The 15,801-nt window shown below is 55.6% G+C and carries 19 protein-coding genes; 3 read left to right on the top strand and 16 right to left on the bottom strand.

The window, feature by feature from the left end:
* Positions 1–9: 9 nt before the first annotated feature.
* The 4 genes from rplI to rpsF are packed head-to-tail and all read right to left on the bottom strand — an operon-like array spanning position 10 to position 1,456.
* The gene (gene rplI, locus QOT07_RS01765) at positions 10–462 is read right to left on the bottom strand and encodes a 50S ribosomal protein L9 (protein ID WP_012004910.1); all 453 of its coding nucleotides are present in this window, start codon (positions 460–462) and stop codon (positions 10–12) included.
* 39 nt (positions 463–501) lie between these two features.
* Entirely contained in the window at positions 502–729 is a 228-nt protein-coding gene (rpsR, locus tag QOT07_RS01760) for a 30S ribosomal protein S18 (RefSeq protein ID WP_002210155.1), read from the bottom strand.
* 4 nt (positions 730–733) lie between these two features.
* Complete coding sequence (gene priB / locus QOT07_RS01755; protein ID WP_085119426.1) at positions 734–1,051, bottom strand: primosomal replication protein N; 318 nt, start codon at positions 1,049–1,051, stop codon at positions 734–736.
* 6 nt (positions 1,052–1,057) lie between these two features.
* Entirely contained in the window at positions 1,058–1,456 is a 399-nt protein-coding gene (gene rpsF, locus QOT07_RS01750; protein WP_006317459.1) for a 30S ribosomal protein S6, read from the bottom strand.
* Between the two features lie 457 nt (positions 1,457–1,913).
* Between rpsF and QOT07_RS01745 the strand changes: the two genes are divergently transcribed.
* Positions 1,914–2,180, top strand: a complete 267-nt coding sequence (locus tag QOT07_RS01745; protein ID WP_283602463.1) for a YdgH/BhsA/McbA family protein — start codon at positions 1,914–1,916, stop codon at positions 2,178–2,180.
* Between the two features lie 94 nt (positions 2,181–2,274).
* Here QOT07_RS01745 and yjfP read toward each other — a convergent pair whose 3' ends face one another.
* Positions 2,275–3,027: an esterase gene (gene yjfP / locus QOT07_RS01740; protein ID WP_283602462.1), complete on the bottom strand. Its 753-nt coding sequence runs from the start codon at positions 3,025–3,027 to the stop codon at positions 2,275–2,277.
* A 127-nt stretch (positions 3,028–3,154) separates the two neighbouring features.
* Between yjfP and bsmA the strand changes: the two genes are divergently transcribed.
* Complete coding sequence (gene bsmA / locus QOT07_RS01735) at positions 3,155–3,463, top strand: biofilm peroxide resistance protein BsmA (protein WP_283602461.1); 309 nt, start codon at positions 3,155–3,157, stop codon at positions 3,461–3,463.
* Between the two features lie 122 nt (positions 3,464–3,585).
* Positions 3,586–3,861: a YdgH/BhsA/McbA family protein gene (locus QOT07_RS01730; protein WP_099064472.1), complete on the top strand. Its 276-nt coding sequence runs from the start codon at positions 3,586–3,588 to the stop codon at positions 3,859–3,861.
* On the opposite strand, the gene QOT07_RS01725 is transcribed toward QOT07_RS01730, so the two are convergent.
* The 11 genes from QOT07_RS01725 to hfq all read right to left on the bottom strand — a co-directional run bounded on the left by QOT07_RS01725 (position 3,858) and on the right by hfq (position 15,786).
* A complete protein-coding gene (locus QOT07_RS01725; RefSeq protein WP_099064471.1) occupies positions 3,858–4,256 on the bottom strand; it encodes a DUF350 domain-containing protein in 399 nt (132 codons plus the stop codon). The genes QOT07_RS01730 and QOT07_RS01725 overlap by 4 nt on opposite strands.
* 86 nt (positions 4,257–4,342) lie before the next feature.
* On the bottom strand, positions 4,343–5,977 hold the full coding sequence (locus QOT07_RS01720; protein ID WP_283602460.1) for an isovaleryl-CoA dehydrogenase: 1,635 nt from the start codon (positions 5,975–5,977) through the stop codon (positions 4,343–4,345).
* A 129-nt stretch (positions 5,978–6,106) separates the two neighbouring features.
* Positions 6,107–6,838 (bottom strand): 23S rRNA (guanosine(2251)-2'-O)-methyltransferase RlmB, encoded by a 732-nt coding sequence (gene rlmB, locus QOT07_RS01715; RefSeq protein ID WP_085119414.1) that lies wholly within the window; start codon positions 6,836–6,838, stop codon positions 6,107–6,109.
* 59 nt (positions 6,839–6,897) lie between these two features.
* Complete coding sequence (rnr, locus tag QOT07_RS01710) at positions 6,898–9,384, bottom strand: ribonuclease R (protein ID WP_283602459.1); 2,487 nt, start codon at positions 9,382–9,384, stop codon at positions 6,898–6,900.
* Between the two features lie 59 nt (positions 9,385–9,443).
* Complete coding sequence (gene nsrR, locus QOT07_RS01705; RefSeq protein WP_085119411.1) at positions 9,444–9,869, bottom strand: nitric oxide-sensing transcriptional repressor NsrR; 426 nt, start codon at positions 9,867–9,869, stop codon at positions 9,444–9,446.
* Between the two features lie 233 nt (positions 9,870–10,102).
* Positions 10,103–11,401 carry an adenylosuccinate synthase gene (locus QOT07_RS01700; protein ID WP_099064530.1) on the bottom strand — a complete coding sequence of 433 codons (1,299 nt, stop codon included), beginning with the start codon at positions 11,399–11,401 and terminating at the stop codon, positions 10,103–10,105.
* Positions 11,402–11,498: 97 nt separating this feature from the next.
* The gene (locus tag QOT07_RS01695) at positions 11,499–11,699 is read right to left on the bottom strand and encodes a DUF2065 domain-containing protein (protein WP_017891360.1); all 201 of its coding nucleotides are present in this window, start codon (positions 11,697–11,699) and stop codon (positions 11,499–11,501) included.
* A 63-nt stretch (positions 11,700–11,762) separates the two neighbouring features.
* Positions 11,763–12,770 carry a protease modulator HflC gene (gene hflC, locus QOT07_RS01690; RefSeq protein ID WP_085119409.1) on the bottom strand — a complete coding sequence of 336 codons (1,008 nt, stop codon included), beginning with the start codon at positions 12,768–12,770 and terminating at the stop codon, positions 11,763–11,765.
* A 3-nt stretch (positions 12,771–12,773) separates the two neighbouring features.
* Positions 12,774–14,033 carry an FtsH protease activity modulator HflK gene (gene hflK / locus QOT07_RS01685; protein ID WP_085119407.1) on the bottom strand — a complete coding sequence of 420 codons (1,260 nt, stop codon included), beginning with the start codon at positions 14,031–14,033 and terminating at the stop codon, positions 12,774–12,776.
* A gap of 68 nt (positions 14,034–14,101) precedes the next feature.
* A complete protein-coding gene (hflX, locus tag QOT07_RS01680; RefSeq protein ID WP_085119406.1) occupies positions 14,102–15,382 on the bottom strand; it encodes a ribosome rescue GTPase HflX in 1,281 nt (426 codons plus the stop codon).
* Positions 15,383–15,477: 95 nt separating this feature from the next.
* Positions 15,478–15,786, bottom strand: coding sequence for an RNA chaperone Hfq (gene hfq, locus QOT07_RS01675; RefSeq protein ID WP_012004894.1), 309 nt, complete (start codon positions 15,784–15,786; stop codon positions 15,478–15,480).
* Positions 15,787–15,801 lie beyond the last annotated feature (15 nt).

The raw sequence follows: 15,801 nt of genomic DNA, 5'->3' as shown, positions 1-15,801 counted from the left end.
CAGCAGCGATTAAGCTTCTGCTACCACAACTACATTCAGCTGTGCGAATACGTCGCTGTGTACCTGGAACTGAACTTCGTGTTCACCAGTGGTACGCAGAACGCCATTCGGCAGACGAACTTCGCTCTTGGCAACTTCAACGCCAGCCGCAGTAACTGCGTCAGCGATGTCGCGGGTGCCGATAGAGCCGAACAGTTTACCTTCGTCGCCTGATTTAGACGCGATGGTGACTGAACCCAGTTCGTTGATCTTGGTTGCGCGAGCTTCAGCAGCAGTCAGAATTTCAGCCAGTTTGGCTTCCAGTTCTGCACGGCGTACTTCGAAGAACTCTACGTTTTTCTTGGTAGCAGGAACAGCTTTGCCCTGTGGTACCAGGAAGTTACGGGCGTAGCCCGCTTTAACGTTAACTTGATCACCCAGGCTGCCCAGGTTTGCTACTTTATCAAGCAGAATAACTTGCATTACCTTATCCTCTTAAAGTCGTTAATAGACGGCGGCCGATTACTGATGACGATCAGTGTATGGCAGCAGGGACAGGTAGCGAGCACGCTTGATGCAGCGAGCCAGCTGACGCTGGTATTTTGCACGAGTACCGGTAATACGGCTCGGGACAATTTTACCGCTTTCGGTAATGTAGTTTTTCAGCGTTGCGATATCTTTGTAATCGATCTCAACAACGCCTTCCGCTGTGAAACGGCAGAACTTGCGACGACGGAAATAACGTGCCATTAGGCTAGTCTCCAGAATCTATCAATTCAATCTGCTCGGCATGCAACACCGTCTTGTTCAGTCCATTGCGCCCTTGATGGCTGCTAATGAAACCTGAAACGGTGAGAGGCGTACCGACCGTTATACTTTGAGTAATGGCCTGATGGGCTTTGCCGCTGATAATCACCGGCATACGACACCAGGCTTGCCGGGTAAAACCGGCTTCCACCTGCACTGAACGGTGCTCAAGCACGAACTGGCAATGTGGAATACCTGACGGGCTCACTTTACGCGTCGGCGTCTTGCACACAGTGCCAGACAACGTCAGCCGATTAGCCGTCACGGTAAATTACTCTTCAGAATCCCCAGCATCTGCATCATCTGCGGTTTCGTTAGCGAAGTCTTCGCGGCGATCGCCACGACGTTCGTCTTTCGCTTTAACCATCGGAGATGCTTCAGTTACCGCGTGCTTAACGCGCATAACCATGCTGCGGATAACGGCGTCGTTGAAGCGGAAGTTTGTTTCCAGCTCATCGATCGCTTCCTGCGGAGCTTCAACGTTCAGCAGAACGTAGTGAGCTTTGTGCAGTTTGTTGATCGGGTAAGCCAGTTGACGGCGGCCCCAGTCTTCCAGACGGTGAATCTGACCAGCAGCGTTAGTGATGGTAGCACTGTAACGCTCGATCATGCCCGGAACCTGTTCGCTTTGGTCAGGGTGGACCATAAAAACGATTTCGTAATGACGCATCGAATTGCTCCTTACGGATTATTCAGCCTCCTGTCAGGGTCAACCGCGGCCCATGGAAGCAAGGAACGTGTATGTGTGTGCGGCTGAAAAAATGACGCGTAATCATACTTGCGCAGGCTGAAAAACTCAAGGGTCGAAGGGGGCTTATTATCGGTAATGCGAAGCGGATGCGAAAATAGCACGATTTGCTGTTAGCAAAACCTATGTACACAAATCCATCAGTTCAAAAAATCTCTCAATAAAATCATCACTGCCGCATGAATTTCATTCATTTTTTTTGAACGAGGTTATCAAAATGATGGCCTTTTTAATCCGACGGGAAGGTCTAAAATGGTAGTTATCCGCCGCAGACAGCGCGACGAAAAAGATTTGAGGTTATTCAATACATGCAAATAACTTTTTGCTGCACTGGCATCGGCTGTCAGGCCGTTGAAGCAAACAGTTAAGAGAGGCAATTATGAAAAGTATTACCATCGTTACCGCCATTGCTTTGCTGTTTTCCGCCAACGTCATGGCCGCGACCGAGATCACTTCCCATCAGGCTGACCAACGTCAGAGCGTAGGATTCGTCACGCTGAACCAGAATGTGGTCTCCCCGGATGACGCCACCAGCCAGGTGAGCAAGATAGCCGATCAGCGCGGCGCCACTGCCTATCGGATCATTGCCCTGCATGAGCCTGAAAACAACAGCACCATCCACGTCAGCGCCGAGCTGTATCGCTAAGTGAAAATGCAGTACCAGGGAAGCAAGTCGTGCCCAAAACAGTCAATTAAAATACGCAAGTCACCATCAGCCCCCTGCATGCAGGGGGCTTTTTTTACAGCGTTCTCACGAAGAAATCAGCGGTAGCACTGAGCGCCTGCGGCGTAATGCGATGCTTGACCCCCGGCTCAGTGAGCAACGTCAATTGCCGGTCCCAGCCGCTCTGGCGCAGTTCAGTCGCCAACCGCAGGCTTTCCGCCGCCGGTACCAGATCGTCCGCCTCACCGTGCCACAGCAACAGTGGGCGGTCGGCAATTTTTTCCAACTGGTGCTCCAGACCGTATTCCGCCAGCACGGCAATGCGCGCGTCAAAGCCGCTGGGCGACAAAGGCTCCCCCTGCTCATCCAGCGGCGGGAACAGCGTTTGCGCCAGAGAGGTGTAATAACCGGCCCCCATCAGACTGGCAGCAGCCTTCACCCACGGATAACGGGCAAAACTGCCCAGCGTCGTCATCCCGCCCATTGATGCCCCAGCCACGCCAATACGCCCTCCGGCAACCAGACCGCGCTGCTCAAAATGCGCCTTCAGTGCCGGTAACTCGTCAATATTGCGACGGAGGATCTCCCAAAATCTGGCCAGCCGCTTCGGTTCATCACCATCAAAACGCTCGCCGTGCAGATCGGCATCCGGCAGTACCACGCGAAACCCGACCTTGGCCAAGGCATAGGCAAAGTAGGCATAGACTTCTTTCGAAGAGGTATAGCCATGGTAGAAAAATACCGTCGGCAGCGGTTGATGATACTGTCCCGCGGGCACCGCGTGGATCACCGCAATGTCTCCCACTCGCTCGTCATAGATTTCAATCATCCGTTTTCCCTCTGCGTTGCTGTTGGCCCTCATAATGGCAAACTTGCGCTAAAAAGCATTAGCTTAATCTGTTCCAATTTATAATGGGTTACACTGAAATCATGCTATCCGCTATACCGAGGTGCCTATGAAACCGTCCCGCCTGTTACTGCCCCTGACGCTGGTCACGCTGCTTAGCGCCTGCGGCATAATGAGCACTACGCCAAAAGCCCCACCGGCACCCACCGGGCAAGCGCAAGAGATCACCCGGGCGCAAACCGGCAGTCTGGTGAAAATGGGCACCACCAGCGCGCTGGTCCGCGGTAGTCCAATGGATGTAGAGGCGGAAATTCAGAAGAAAGCCAACGCCAGCGGTGCACGCTATTACATGATCATGATGAACAGTGAAACCGTGGTTCCCGGCCAATGGTATTCGCAAGCGATCCTGTACCGGTAAACGCTGGAGTTTTAAAAAGATTTACATTGGCTTTGCACAGACTGAAGTTGGCTGTTGCACACTGGCGGTCAGCGCGCCGCAGCCTGCGGGCGTGGATCCAGGATCCGACCAAGGGGAACGCCATGACACGCTCCGCCGCACTCACCGCCCTCCTGCTTTCAATGGGGTTACTCAGCGCCAGCGCCCAATCCGCTGAATTGGCGCCCGCAGACCGCGTTACGCCGCTTAGCGAAATTGCGGAAATCACCCTGAATAACCTGTCCGGCTCGCCTCAGGATGTCGAACAATTGATTGCCCGCAAGGCTGATGAGCATGGCGCGAGCTATTACCGGATCCTGCGGCTGGAAGAACAGGCGCATCAGCCAGGCTGGCGCGCCTCGGCAATACTCTATCTTTAGTAGGTCATACAGGCCGCATTCAACACGCCGCCACTGATCGATACGCCCCCCAGGAAAATCCCGGCAGCTACGTGATTGGCTTCAATCTTGTCGCTGATACGCGGCATGTAGATTTTCACCGCCGCAAACAGCAGCAGCTGTACCACCAATGCCACCACGCCCCATAACAGGTAGTCCAGCAGGCTGACCGAGTTGATCGCCGCACTGGCCAGCGGGATCACATAACCCAGGCAGGCACCGACAAAACCAAAGGCGGCTGACTGATTGTCGGCCTTGATCAACGCCCATTCGTCATGCGGCGTAATGCGGGTATAGACAAACAAAAACACCAGAACCATGGCAAAGCCACTGAAGAAATAAGAGGCGAATGCCGCCAACGCGCTGAGAATATCCATGTCATTTTCCTGGTCAGAGGTCAGTATCCCTTACGGGCCAAGTGCTGAATTAAAAAGCTTTTCCCGCTGTAGCGCCACTGTTTTCCCTAGCCACCCATCGCTCGGGCGAACAGCATCTCGCACAGTCGGTCTGGTAATGCTCGTTCACCGCGGGCATCAAGCATCATTTGACACCAGGCTTCCGCCAACGGCGGTGAACTGTAACGCAGAAGCTGTGCTGCGGCGAACAGATTGAATAACGCGCCGGTAACCGCGCGGCCCTGCTCTTCCTGGGGTTTGCGCATCAACTGGAGCAGACGTCGCCATTGGTGATCAAAGTGGCGGTTCTGTCCCCTGACCTCGCCAAACTCAAGCTCCAGCGCCTCCTGCACCACCGGCAACTTTCCCCAGGCCCGCATCACGTCCAGACACATAATATTGCCAGAACCTTCCCAGATACTGTTCACCGGCATTTCACGGTACAGCCGCGGCAGTTCACTCTCTTCACAGTAGCCAATACCACCCAGCGCTTCCATCGCTTCGCCAACAAAAGGGATGCCTTGCCGGCAGACTTCAAACTTCGCCGCCGGGGTCATTACCCGACAAAGCGCCTGTTCCAAAGGGGCTCCGACGCCAATGCTGTCATAGGCACGCGCCAGGCGCATCAAGGCCGCCGTCTGCCCCTCCAGCCGCAACGCCATCCGTGCCAATACCTGGCGCATCATAGGCTGCTCGATCAGGGGCTTGCCAAACGCCTGCCGCTGCAGAGCGTGGTACAGTGCCACCGACAACGCGCGGCGCATCAAACCCTGGCTGCCCAACGCACAGTCAAAACGCGTCAGACCGCCCATTTTCAGGATATGCCGCACACCGTCCCCTTCCTCACCCACCAGCCAGGCGATGGCATCCTGGAACTCCACCTCACCGCTGGCGTTGGAGCGATTACCCAGCTTATCCTTCAGCCGTTCCAGCCGAATGGCGTTGCGCGTGCCGTCCGGCAAAATACGCGGCAGAAAGAAGCAGGACAGACCGCCCTCGGCCTGCGCCAGCACCAGGTGCGCATCGCTCTGCGGCACCGAGAAGAACCATTTGTGTCCCACCAGCCGGTAAGCTTCCCCCGTGTCCCGTACCGCCAGCGGGTTGGCGGTGGTGGTATTGCTCAATACGTCGGAACCGCCCTGCTTTTCTGTCATCCCCATGCCAATCAACAAACCGCGCTTTTGCCCACCGGGCAACAAATGCGCATCGTAACGGTCGGAAAGCAGCGGCGTCAGCCAGGATTGGAATTCTGCAGGTAATGAGCGCTGCAGCAGTGGAATGGCGCCAAAAGTCATGGTCACCGGACACAGGGTGCCGGCTTCGACCTGGGCATGCAGTACAAAGCGCGCGGCGCGTGCCACGAACGAACCAATGCGGGCATCCTCCTGCCACGGCAGGTTATGCACCCGGTTAGCAATCAGCCCCTGCATCAGGATATGCCAGGCGGGATGGAAACGGACATCGTCCAACCGCTGGCCGGTGGCATCATAGCGCAGCAGCTCCGGCGGATTGGCATTGGCCAGTCGCCCCAGCTCCAGTGACTCCTGGGTGCCCAACTGTTGGCCCAGCGAGGCCAGCACCTCGACATCCCAACCGGCTTGTTCGCGCTGTACCGCTTCATGCAGCGGCGTATCGGACAGGAACAAATTACTGTTCCCCAGTGGCTTCGGCTGATTAAAAACGGTGTGTGTATTCCAGACCATGGGCTTGCTCCCTGATAAAAGCGTCAGGAGTAATTATGGTCGTCAGGGGGATTTCTGCCGCAGGTAAGATCACAGGGTGGGAATTGAGAAAGTAATAAGGGCGCAAAATTCTGCGCCCTTACCGGTAAATCAGCTGCGCTGACGCACCGCTTCAAACAGACAGATGCCGGTGGCGACTGAAACGTTCAGTGAAGATACCGTGCCTGCCATCGGGATGCTGATCAACTCATCGCAGTGCTCGCGAGTCAGGCGACGCATGCCTTCGCCTTCCGCGCCCATCACCAGCGCCATTGGGCCGGTCATTTTGCTCTGGAACAAGGTGTGGTCGGCTTCGCCGGCAGTGCCGACGACCCAGACGTTCATTTCCTGCAGCAAACGCAGGGTTCGCGCCAGGTTGGTCACGCGAATCAACGGAACGTTTTCCGCCGCGCCGCAGGCCACTTTCTTGGCCGTGGCATTCAGCTGGGCAGAACGATCGCGCGGAACAATGACGGCGTGTACGCCGGCCGCATCGGCGCTGCGAAGACAGGCCCCGAGGTTGTGCGGGTCGGTCACGCCATCCAGCACCAGCAGGAACGGCGTATCCACGCTTTCAAGCAACTTCGGCAAGTCATTTTCCTGATACTGACGCCCTTCGCGCACCCGGGCGATAATGCCCTGATGCACCGCGCCCTCGACTTTCTCATCCAGCCACTGGCGGTTTGCCACCTGGATCACAATGCCGGTCGCTTCCAGCTCGGCAATCAGCGGCTGCAAGCGGCGATCGTCACGCCCTTTGAGGATAAACACTTCCAGGAAGCGTTGCGGATCGTTGTCTAACAGGGCCTTGACGGCATGAATACCGTAAATAATTTCGCTCATGATGCTCTTTTAACTGTGCGGCTGGCGTATGCCAGCCGGTGATAATGACGTGTGGCAGATTAAGCCTGCTCAGCACCTTTCTTCTTGCCGGCGCGTTTGGCCTTGGTCGCCGACGCTATTTTCCGGGTTTTGTCGGACACTTTTTTGGCTTTCGCCTTTTTGTCTTTCTTCACCTTGTCAGCGGATTTGGCTTCGTCTTTACGGAAGGCGCTGTCAGGTTCAAAATTGGCTGGCGCTTTGCCACCACGACGTTTGCGTGGCGCAGAAGTACGGCCTGCACCGGCCCCGCCACGCAGAGTGCGTTGGCCACCATTCTTGGCACGATCGCGTTCGGTTTTGCCTTCACCACGCGGTTTGCGAGTGCTGGAGACCAGAGCGAAGTCGATTTTACGCTCGTCCATATGCACCGCTTCAACGCGGATCTCCACCGTATCACCCAGGCGATAAACCACGCCGGAGGATTCGCCAATCAGACGCTGACCGATATTATCGTAGCGATAATAGTCATTATCCAGCGATGATACGTGCACCAGACCGTCGATAAACAGATCGTTCAGGCGGACGAAGAAACCAAAGCCGGTCACGCTGGCAATAATACCGCTGAACACTTCGCCAACGTGATCCTGCATAAAGTCGCATTTCAGCCAGTCGGCCACGTTACGCGTAGCTTCATCAGCACGGCGTTCGGCCATCGAACAGTGTTCGCCCAGCTGCAGCATTTCTTCAAACTCGCTGTGCCAGCCACCGGTCGGCGTCCAGCGCTCTTTCGGCTCGCCGTGCTCTTTAGCCAGCTGATATTTGATCGCGCGGTGCATCGCCAGATCCGGGTAACGGCGGATCGGTGAAGTGAAGTGGCCATAAGAAGCCAGCGCCAGACCAAAGTGGCCCCGGTTTTCCGGATCGTAGACGGCCTGCTTCATGGAACGCAGCAGCATGGTTTGCAGCATTTCATGGTCAGGACGTTCGGACACTTCATCCATCAAAGTGGCGTAGTCCTTCGGCTGCGGCTTGTTGCCGCCGCCCAACGTCAGACCCAGTTCGCCCAACACGCTGCGCAATGCGGTAATGTGATCGTCGCTCGGACGATCGTGCACACGGAACAGCGCCGGCTCGTTATTCTTCTCAACGAAGCGCGCCGCGGCGACGTTCGCCATGATCATGCACTCTTCGATCAGCTTGTGGGCGTCGTTACGCACCGTTGGCTCTACGCGCTCAATACGGCGTTCGGCGTTGAAGATAAACTTGGCTTCTTCGGTTTCGAAAGCAATACCGCCACGTTCGGCACGCGCCTGATCCAGCACCTTGTACATGGTGTGCAGTTCCTCCAGGTGCTTGACCAGCGGGTGATAATGCTCACGCAGCTCCTGATCGCCCTGCAAGATGTGCCAGACTTTGTTGTAGGTTAAACGGGCATGAGAACTCATTACCGCTTCATAGAATTTGGCCGTCGACAGACGCCCCTGGGCGGAGATGGTCATCTCACACACCATACACAGGCGGTCAACCTGCGGGTTCAGCGAGCACAGGCCGTTGGACAGCACTTCCGGCAGCATCGGGATAACCTCCGACGGGAAGTACACCGAAGTCGCACGGTTACGCGCTTCGTCATCCAGCGCCGTGCGCGGACGTACGTAGTAACTGACGTCGGCAATAGCTACCCACAGGCGCCAGCCACCGCCGCGTTTCTTCTCGCAGTAAACCGCATCATCGAAATCGCGCGCGTCTTCGCCATCAATAGTCACCAGCGGTAACTGACGCAGATCGACACGGCCTTTCTTGGCGGCTTCCGGTACCTGTTCGCTGAGGTCGGCAACCTGTTTTTCTACCTGTGGTGGCCAGACATGCGGGATCTCATGGGTGCGCAGAGCGATATCCACCGCCATGCTGGTGCCCATTTTATCGCCGAGGATCTCAACGATCTTGCCCACCGCTTTGGTACGGCGGGTCGGACGCTGGGTCAGCTCAACCACCACCATAAAGCCCATGCGCGCACCGCTGGCGGCCTCGGCAGGGATCAGGATGTCAAAGCTCAGGCGGCTGTCGTCCGGCACCACAAAGCCGGTACCGGCGTCCATAAAGAAGCGGCCGACGATTTGGCTGGTTTTTGGCACCAATACGCGGACGATACGCGCTTCACGGCGGCCCTTACGGTCTGCAGCCATTGCCTGTGCCAGCACCACATCACCGTGGATCGCCATTTTCATCTGCTCGGCTGACAGATACAGGTCGTCTTTGCTGCCTTCAATACGCAGGAAACCAAAGCCATCACGGTGGCCGATAACGGTGCCGCGCAGCAGATCAAGGCGTTCCGGCAGTGCATAGCACTGGCGGCGGGTAAAGATTAACTGACCGTCACGTTCCATCGCACGCAGACGGCGGCGCAACGCTTCTAAAGGTTCTTCACCGGTTAAATTCAGCTCTTTGGCCAGCTCTTCGCGGCTAGCCGGCGTTTCTCTTTTCGCCAGATGGGCCAGAATGAATTCACGGCTTGGGATTGGGGATTCATATTTTTCTGCTTCTCGTTCCAGGAATGGATCTTGTGACATTGCGGTTCCTCCGTTGTCATCAGCAGGGTGCCGCTGAGCCTTGTCTTCTCAGCGACGCTTTATTCGACAAGCAATAGCTTGTAGAGCGATGGATTGTCTTCGACCATATCGGCCAGCGTATGGCTGTCCAGCTCTTCAAGGAAATTCTGTACGCCCTGTTGCAGCACCAGTTTCAGGCGGCAAGCAGGGGTTATGTGGCAAAAGTTACTGCTGCAGTTAACCAGTGAGAGCGGCTCCAGCGCCCTGACGACATCGCCGAGGCGAATGGTTTCGGCCGGTTTGCCCAAACGGATGCCGCCGTTCTTACCGCGCACCGCGGTCACAAACCCAACCCGGCTTAACTGATTGATGATCTTTACCATATGGTTTCTGGACACGCCGTAGACCTCGGTAACTTCCGAGATGCTGGTCATTTTGTCCGGTGGCAGCGAGGCCATGTAGATCAACGCCCGCAGGCCGTAATCAGTAAAACTTGTTAACTGCACATCTACCTCTGGGTATCATTTTACCCGTCTGATACGCCGATTTTCGGCATTATTCAAAAGATTACTTATTGGATAATAAACCAGCCAGAGAGTTCGCCGCTAATTATTTAGCGTATCTCGGGCTCTGGACAGGTTAAAGAAAGGATTTTTCGAAGTGAAACCGCAACCGGGGAGAAAAATGATAAAAACAAACCGGGACATTGCCCGGTTTGTTTTACTGCAGCAAGGCCAGATTATGCGTCGAACGGGTCGCGCAGGATCATGGTTTCGCTACGGTCTGGGCCAGTAGAGATAATGTCTACCGGTACGCCAGTCAGCTCTTCAATGCGCTTGATGTAGTTCAGCGCCGCCTGTGGCAGTTTGCTGTGTTCTTTCACGCCAAAGGTGGTGTCGCTCCAGCCCGGCATGCTTTCGTAGATTGGCTCGATACCTTCCCAACCTTCAGCCGCCAGCGGAGTGGTGGTCATTTCGCGGCCGTCAGGCATGCGGTAACCCACGCAGATCTTCACTTCTTTCAAGCCATCCAGCACGTCCAGCTTGGTCAGGCAGAAGCCGGACAGGGAGTTGATCTGTACTGAGCGGCGAACCGCTACCGCGTCCAGCCAGCCGGTACGACGACGACGACCCGTAGTGGCGCCGAACTCGTTACCCTGCTTGCACAGGAACTCACCGGTTTCGTCGAACAGCTCAGTTGGGAACGGACCTGCACCCACGCGGGTGGAGTAGGCTTTAACGATGCCCAGCACGTAATCCACGTAACGCGGACCAATACCTGAACCGGTAGCAACGCCGCCAGCAGTGGTGTTGGAGGAGGTCACGTACGGATAGGTACCGTGGTCGATATCCAGCAGGGTGCCTTGTGCGCCTTCGAACATGATCAGATCGCCACGCTTGCGCGCACCGTCCAGCAGTTCGGACACATCAACAACCATGGCGGTCAGGATATCGGCGATAGACAGCACGTAATCCAAAGTCGCCTGGTAATCAACGGCTTCAACTTTGTAGTAGTTGACCAACTGGAAGTTATGATAATCAACGATTTCCTTCAGCTTAACGGCGAAGGTTTCTTTGTTGAACAGGTCGCTAACGCGCAGACCGCGGCGAGCAACTTTATCTTCGTAAGCCGGGCCAATACCGCGACCGGTGGTGCCGATGGCTTTCGCGCCACGTGCTTTCTCGCGCGCGTTATCCAGCGCAACGTGATAAGGCAGGATCAGCGGGCAGGCTTCGGACAGTAACAGACGTTCGCGTACCGGGATGCCGCGCGCTTCGAGTTCACCCATTTCTTTCATCAATGCGTCGGGAGCCAGAACCACACCGTTGCCGATGATGCTGGTCACGTTTGCACGCAGAATGCCTGAAGGAATCAAATGAAGGACGGTTTTTTCACCGTTAATAACCAGAGTGTGGCCAGCGTTATGGCCCCCTTGGTAGCGCACTACATATTGAGCCCGTTCGGTCAGCAGGTCTACGACCTTGCCCTTACCTTCGTCACCCCATTGAGTGCCCAGTACGACGACGTTCTTACCCATTTTAAAAATCACCGGTTGCTTAAAAATGGATTCTACCACCGTAATTCGTGAGTTTCAGCACTTTTAGCATAGGGTTGCATATTTTTTAGGCTAAACTTTAAACCCCTGCGTGTGTACGCAACATGTAGTAGATCACGCAGCCCGCAACCACTATTCCACCGCCAAATCGACGCAGTGTCGCGTCAGGAAACTGGGTCATCGCCAGTATCATTTTACGCCAGGCCTGCGGGAACAACATCGGGCCCAAGCCTTCCAGCACCAAAACCAGCCCAAGTGCCAGCCAGATCGTTGAATTCATCAGTGACTCCCAAAAAGAAAGGGCCCGCGTTTAAACGGGCCCTCGATCATTAACCTGTCGTGCTTACTTGCGCACGGAATCAGGCGACTTCATGTAGCGGAAGAAATCGCTGTCCGGGCTCAGTACCATCACGTCCTGGTTACTGCTGCTGAAGCTGGTTTCATAAGCACGCAGGCTACGGATGAAGGCGTAGAAGTCCGGATCCTGGCTGAATGCGTTAGCAAACAGTTTGGCCGCTTCGGCATTACCGTCACCACGAGTGATACGCGCCGTACGTTCGGCTTCTGCCAGGGTACGAGTCACTTCATAGTCTGCAGTCGCGCGCAGCTTCTCAGCCTCTTCCTGACCCTGTGAACGGTGACGACGGGCTACCGCTTCACGCTCGGCGCGCATACGCTGGTAGATTGCATCAGACACTTCGGCCGGCAGGTTGATCTGCTTGATACGCACGTCGATCACTTCGATACCCAATGCCGCCATGCTGTTCGGGTTAACCTTCGGCAGTTTGCCGGTGGTTTCCTTTTCAACACGCGCCGCCGCAGAGGCGATAGCGTCATCGGCTTCGGTGGTCGCCACTTCCTGGTCATCACCCACGGTACCGGTGTTCAGCGCGTCACGTACGTCGGACATCAGCTTGCCGCGCGAGTCGGTTACGATGTCTTTCACATCCAGACGACCAATCTCGGAACGCAGACGGTCACTGAATTTACGTTTCAGCAGCACTTCGGCCTGTGAAACATCACCGCCGCCGGTTGCCAGGTAGTAACGGCTGAAATCGCTGATACGCCATTTCAGGTAAGAATCGACGATCAGGTCTTTCTTCTCGCTGGTAACAAAGCGGTCAGCCTGGTTGTCCATAGTCTGGATACGTGCGTCCAGCGTTTTCACTGACTCAATGAACGGGATCTTGAAGTGCAGACCCGGCGCATATACCAGCGGCTTATTGTCGCTGTCACGCAGTACCTTGCCAAAACGCAGCACGATGCCACGCTGACCTTCCTGAACCACGAACAGAGAGGCGTACAACGCCACCAGCACCGCGAGGACGATTACTACAAAAGACTTACGCATTGATTATTCTCTCCCTACGCGAGTGGTGTCGTCACGCTGTGCATTAGCCCGGCGCTGGTCCATGACCGAGCCGTTGCTGGTGCGCTGGCTGCTGGAGCTGGCGCCGCTGTTGGCAGATGTACCCGGGTTGAGACGAATCAGGCTGGTGTCTTTACTGCCGTCAGCTGCCGCGCCGGCTTGGCCACGCAGCATTTGATCCAGTGGCAACACCATCAGATTGTTGCCTTTGTCATTCACCAACACCTTACGGGTGTGGCTCAGGACTTTTTCCATGGTTTCGATATACAGACGCTCGCGGGTAATTTGCGGTGCAGACTTGTATTCCGGCAACAGCTTGGCAAAGCCAGCAACCTCACCCTGAGCTTCCAGGATGGTACGGTCTTTATACGCCTTGGCATCTTCTAGCAGACGCTGCGCCTGACCGTTCGCACGTGGCTGAACTTCGTTGGCGTAAGCTTCTGCCTCACGGATGTACTGCTGCTCGTTTTCACGTGCGGCAATCGCATCATCAAATGCGGCTTTTACCTCTTCCGGCGGACGAGCGGCCTGGAAGTTGACGTCCAGCAGCGTGATGCCCATGTTGTACGGACGAATAGTCTCTTCCAGTACGCGTTGGGTATCGCTACGCACGATAGTACGGCCTTCGGTCAGGATCTTGTCCATGGTGTACTTGCCGATAACGCCACGCAGGGCGCTGTCAGTAGCCTGGCTCAGGCTGTCGTCGGCATTGGTCACGCTGAACAGATACGCTTCCGGATTGGTTACGCGGTACTGCACGTTCATTTCTACGCGCACCACGTTCTCATCGGAGGTCAGCATCACGCCAGAAGCGGCCAGTTCACGCACCGATTCCACGTTGACCGGACGAACTTCATCGATGAAGGTCGGTTTCCAGTTCAAACCCGGCTGTACCAGGTGACTGAACTTGCCAAAACGAGTCACGACACCGCGCTCGGCTTCTTTGATGGTGTAGAAGCCGCTGGCGGCCCAAATCACCACCACCGCAACCGCGGCGATACCGATAATACGACCGCTGAGGCCTGGACCCGAGGTGCCCGTGCCGCCGCTGTTATTGCCGTTGGAGCCTTTGCCCCCGCCCAAGCCGCTCAATTTCTTGCTCAGCTTGCGGAAGATATCGTCCAAATCAGGTGGCCCTTGATCGCGACCGCCTTTGTTATTACCGCCAGAGTTGCCGCCATTGTTATTGCTGCTCCCCCACGGGTCGCGGTCCTGTCCGTTATTACCGGGCTGATTCCACGCCATGTTTTAGCTCCATATTCTGTGATTGGGTACTTCAGGCTTACGCGAAGCTCAAATGTAACAGGATATGATCATACTATAAAGTTAATCAGATCCTGTTCCTGTTTGCAGAGGCGACGCCATTCGACGATGGGCATACGCACCACCACGCCAATGCTGCCGTCTTCTTCGTTCCACTCTTTCTCAATTGCCTGAAGCTGGTAAAAACGGCTACGAAGACGGCCTGCCTCTGGCGGTAAGCGCAGCTCATAATGCGCGATTTCCCCCGATAAGCGCTCCGTCAACGCCTGATACAGCAACGGGATACCTTCACCGCTGGCGGCGGACAGCCACACCCGGATCGGTAAGTTTTCATCGTTGCGGTCGATACGCGGAACAAAATCATCCAGCATATCTATTTTGTTCATCACTAACAGTGTAGGGATCTCATCCGAGTCAATCTCTGCCAGCACGGTATTTACCGCTTCAATGTTTTCATCGACACGGGTATCCGCGGCGTCGATTACATGTAACAGCAAAGAGGCCTGACGCGTTTCTTGCAGCGTTGCCTTGAAGGCGGCCACCAGATCGTGCGGCAGGTGCCGGATAAAGCCTACGGTATCCGCCAACACGGTATCGCCCACATCGGCCACATCAATGCGCCGCAAGGTTGGATCCAGGGTGGCAAATAGCTGGTCTGCAGCATAGACATCCGCAGACGTTATTCGATTAAACAGGGTGGATTTACCGGCGTTGGTGTATCCCACCAGCGATACGGTTGGCACTTCAGCACGGGTACGCGCACGTCGGCCCTGTTCACGCTGCTTAGCTACCCGCTCCAGGCGGCGTAGAATCAAGCTAATGCGATCGCGTAACAGACGACGGTCGGTCTCTAACTGGGTTTCCCCTGGCCCGCGCAGGCCAATCCCCCCTTTTTGACGCTCAAGGTGCGTCCAGCCACGAACCAAACGCGTGGCGATGTGACGCAACTGCGCCAGCTCTACCTGCAGCTTACCTTCATGGGTACGGGCACGCTGGGCAAAGATGTCTAGAATCAACCCGGTGCGATCGATCACCCGGCATTCGCACAGGCGTTCAAGGTTTCTCTCTTGCGCCGCAGAAAGGGAGTGATCAAACAGGACAACAGATGCGCCACTGGCTTTTACCGCATCTGCAATTTCTTCGGCCTTTCCTTCACCGACAAAGTACTTGGGATGTGGGGCTTTGCGGCTACCAGTCACCACTTGCAAAGCTTCGACACCCGCAGAGGACACCAGGGATTCGAACTCACTGAGATCTTCTGTATCTTTGTCTTGCGAGAAATAGATATGAACCAGGACGGCCTGCTCACCGGCTTCATAACGGTCAAACAAGCTTGCAACCTCTCAAACGGGAACCCGTGAGTTTGGGGGACATAAACAGCCCACGGCTGCTTATGCTCCCCGTCATGGTTGACTCGCAACGCGCTTTATTCAGCGTCATCGCTTTCCTGCTGCGGCTGTTGCGGCGCAGACGGGTTGTTACCATGGTGATAATTACTGGTGCCGCCGCTCGGAGTATTGCTATGGTGCGAAACCGGGCGTGACGGGACAACGGTAGAGATAGCGTGCTTATAAACCATCTGGCTCACCGTGTTTTTCAACAGGATGACAAACTGGTCAAAAGACTCAATCTGGCCTTGCAGCTTAATACCATTCACCAAATAAATAGAAACCGGAACACGTTCACGACGCAATGCGTTCAGGAACGGATCTTGCAAAGATTGCCCCTTAGCCATTCTATCTTTTCCTTA

It is taken from the genome of Serratia proteamaculans (genome assembly GCF_949794035.1).
GTDB lineage: Bacteria > Pseudomonadota > Gammaproteobacteria > Enterobacterales > Enterobacteriaceae > Serratia > Serratia proteamaculans.
The sequence above is the reverse complement of the archived record's forward strand: the minus strand, read 5'-3'. Positions and strand labels throughout refer to the sequence as shown.

What these genes read in the sequence shown, in the direction of transcription:
- rplI (WP_012004910.1), bottom strand. Translation starts at nt 462, where the DNA reads ATGCAAGTTATTCTGCTTGATAAAGTAGCAAACCTGGGCAGCCTGGGT.
- rpsR (WP_002210155.1), bottom strand. Translation starts at nt 729, where the DNA reads ATGGCACGTTATTTCCGTCGTCGCAAGTTCTGCCGTTTCACAGCGGAA.
- rpsF (WP_006317459.1), bottom strand. Translation starts at nt 1,456, where the DNA reads ATGCGTCATTACGAAATCGTTTTTATGGTCCACCCTGACCAAAGCGAA.
- QOT07_RS01745 (WP_283602463.1), top strand. Translation starts at nt 1,914, where the DNA reads ATGAAAAGTATTACCATCGTTACCGCCATTGCTTTGCTGTTTTCCGCC.
- yjfP (WP_283602462.1), bottom strand. Translation starts at nt 3,027, where the DNA reads ATGATTGAAATCTATGACGAGCGAGTGGGAGACATTGCGGTGATCCAC.
- bsmA (WP_283602461.1), top strand. Translation starts at nt 3,155, where the DNA reads ATGAAACCGTCCCGCCTGTTACTGCCCCTGACGCTGGTCACGCTGCTT.
- QOT07_RS01730 (WP_099064472.1), top strand. Translation starts at nt 3,586, where the DNA reads ATGACACGCTCCGCCGCACTCACCGCCCTCCTGCTTTCAATGGGGTTA.
- QOT07_RS01725 (WP_099064471.1), bottom strand. Translation starts at nt 4,256, where the DNA reads ATGGATATTCTCAGCGCGTTGGCGGCATTCGCCTCTTATTTCTTCAGT.
- QOT07_RS01720 (WP_283602460.1), bottom strand. Translation starts at nt 5,977, where the DNA reads ATGGTCTGGAATACACACACCGTTTTTAATCAGCCGAAGCCACTGGGG.
- rlmB (WP_085119414.1), bottom strand. Translation starts at nt 6,838, where the DNA reads ATGAGCGAAATTATTTACGGTATTCATGCCGTCAAGGCCCTGTTAGAC.
- rnr (WP_283602459.1), bottom strand. Translation starts at nt 9,384, where the DNA reads ATGTCACAAGATCCATTCCTGGAACGAGAAGCAGAAAAATATGAATCC.
- QOT07_RS01700 (WP_099064530.1), bottom strand. Translation starts at nt 11,401, where the DNA reads ATGGGTAAGAACGTCGTCGTACTGGGCACTCAATGGGGTGACGAAGGT.
- QOT07_RS01695 (WP_017891360.1), bottom strand. Translation starts at nt 11,699, where the DNA reads ATGAATTCAACGATCTGGCTGGCACTTGGGCTGGTTTTGGTGCTGGAA.
- hflC (WP_085119409.1), bottom strand. Translation starts at nt 12,770, where the DNA reads ATGCGTAAGTCTTTTGTAGTAATCGTCCTCGCGGTGCTGGTGGCGTTG.
- hflK (WP_085119407.1), bottom strand. Translation starts at nt 14,033, where the DNA reads ATGGCGTGGAATCAGCCCGGTAATAACGGACAGGACCGCGACCCGTGG.
- hfq (WP_012004894.1), bottom strand. Translation starts at nt 15,786, where the DNA reads ATGGCTAAGGGGCAATCTTTGCAAGATCCGTTCCTGAACGCATTGCGT.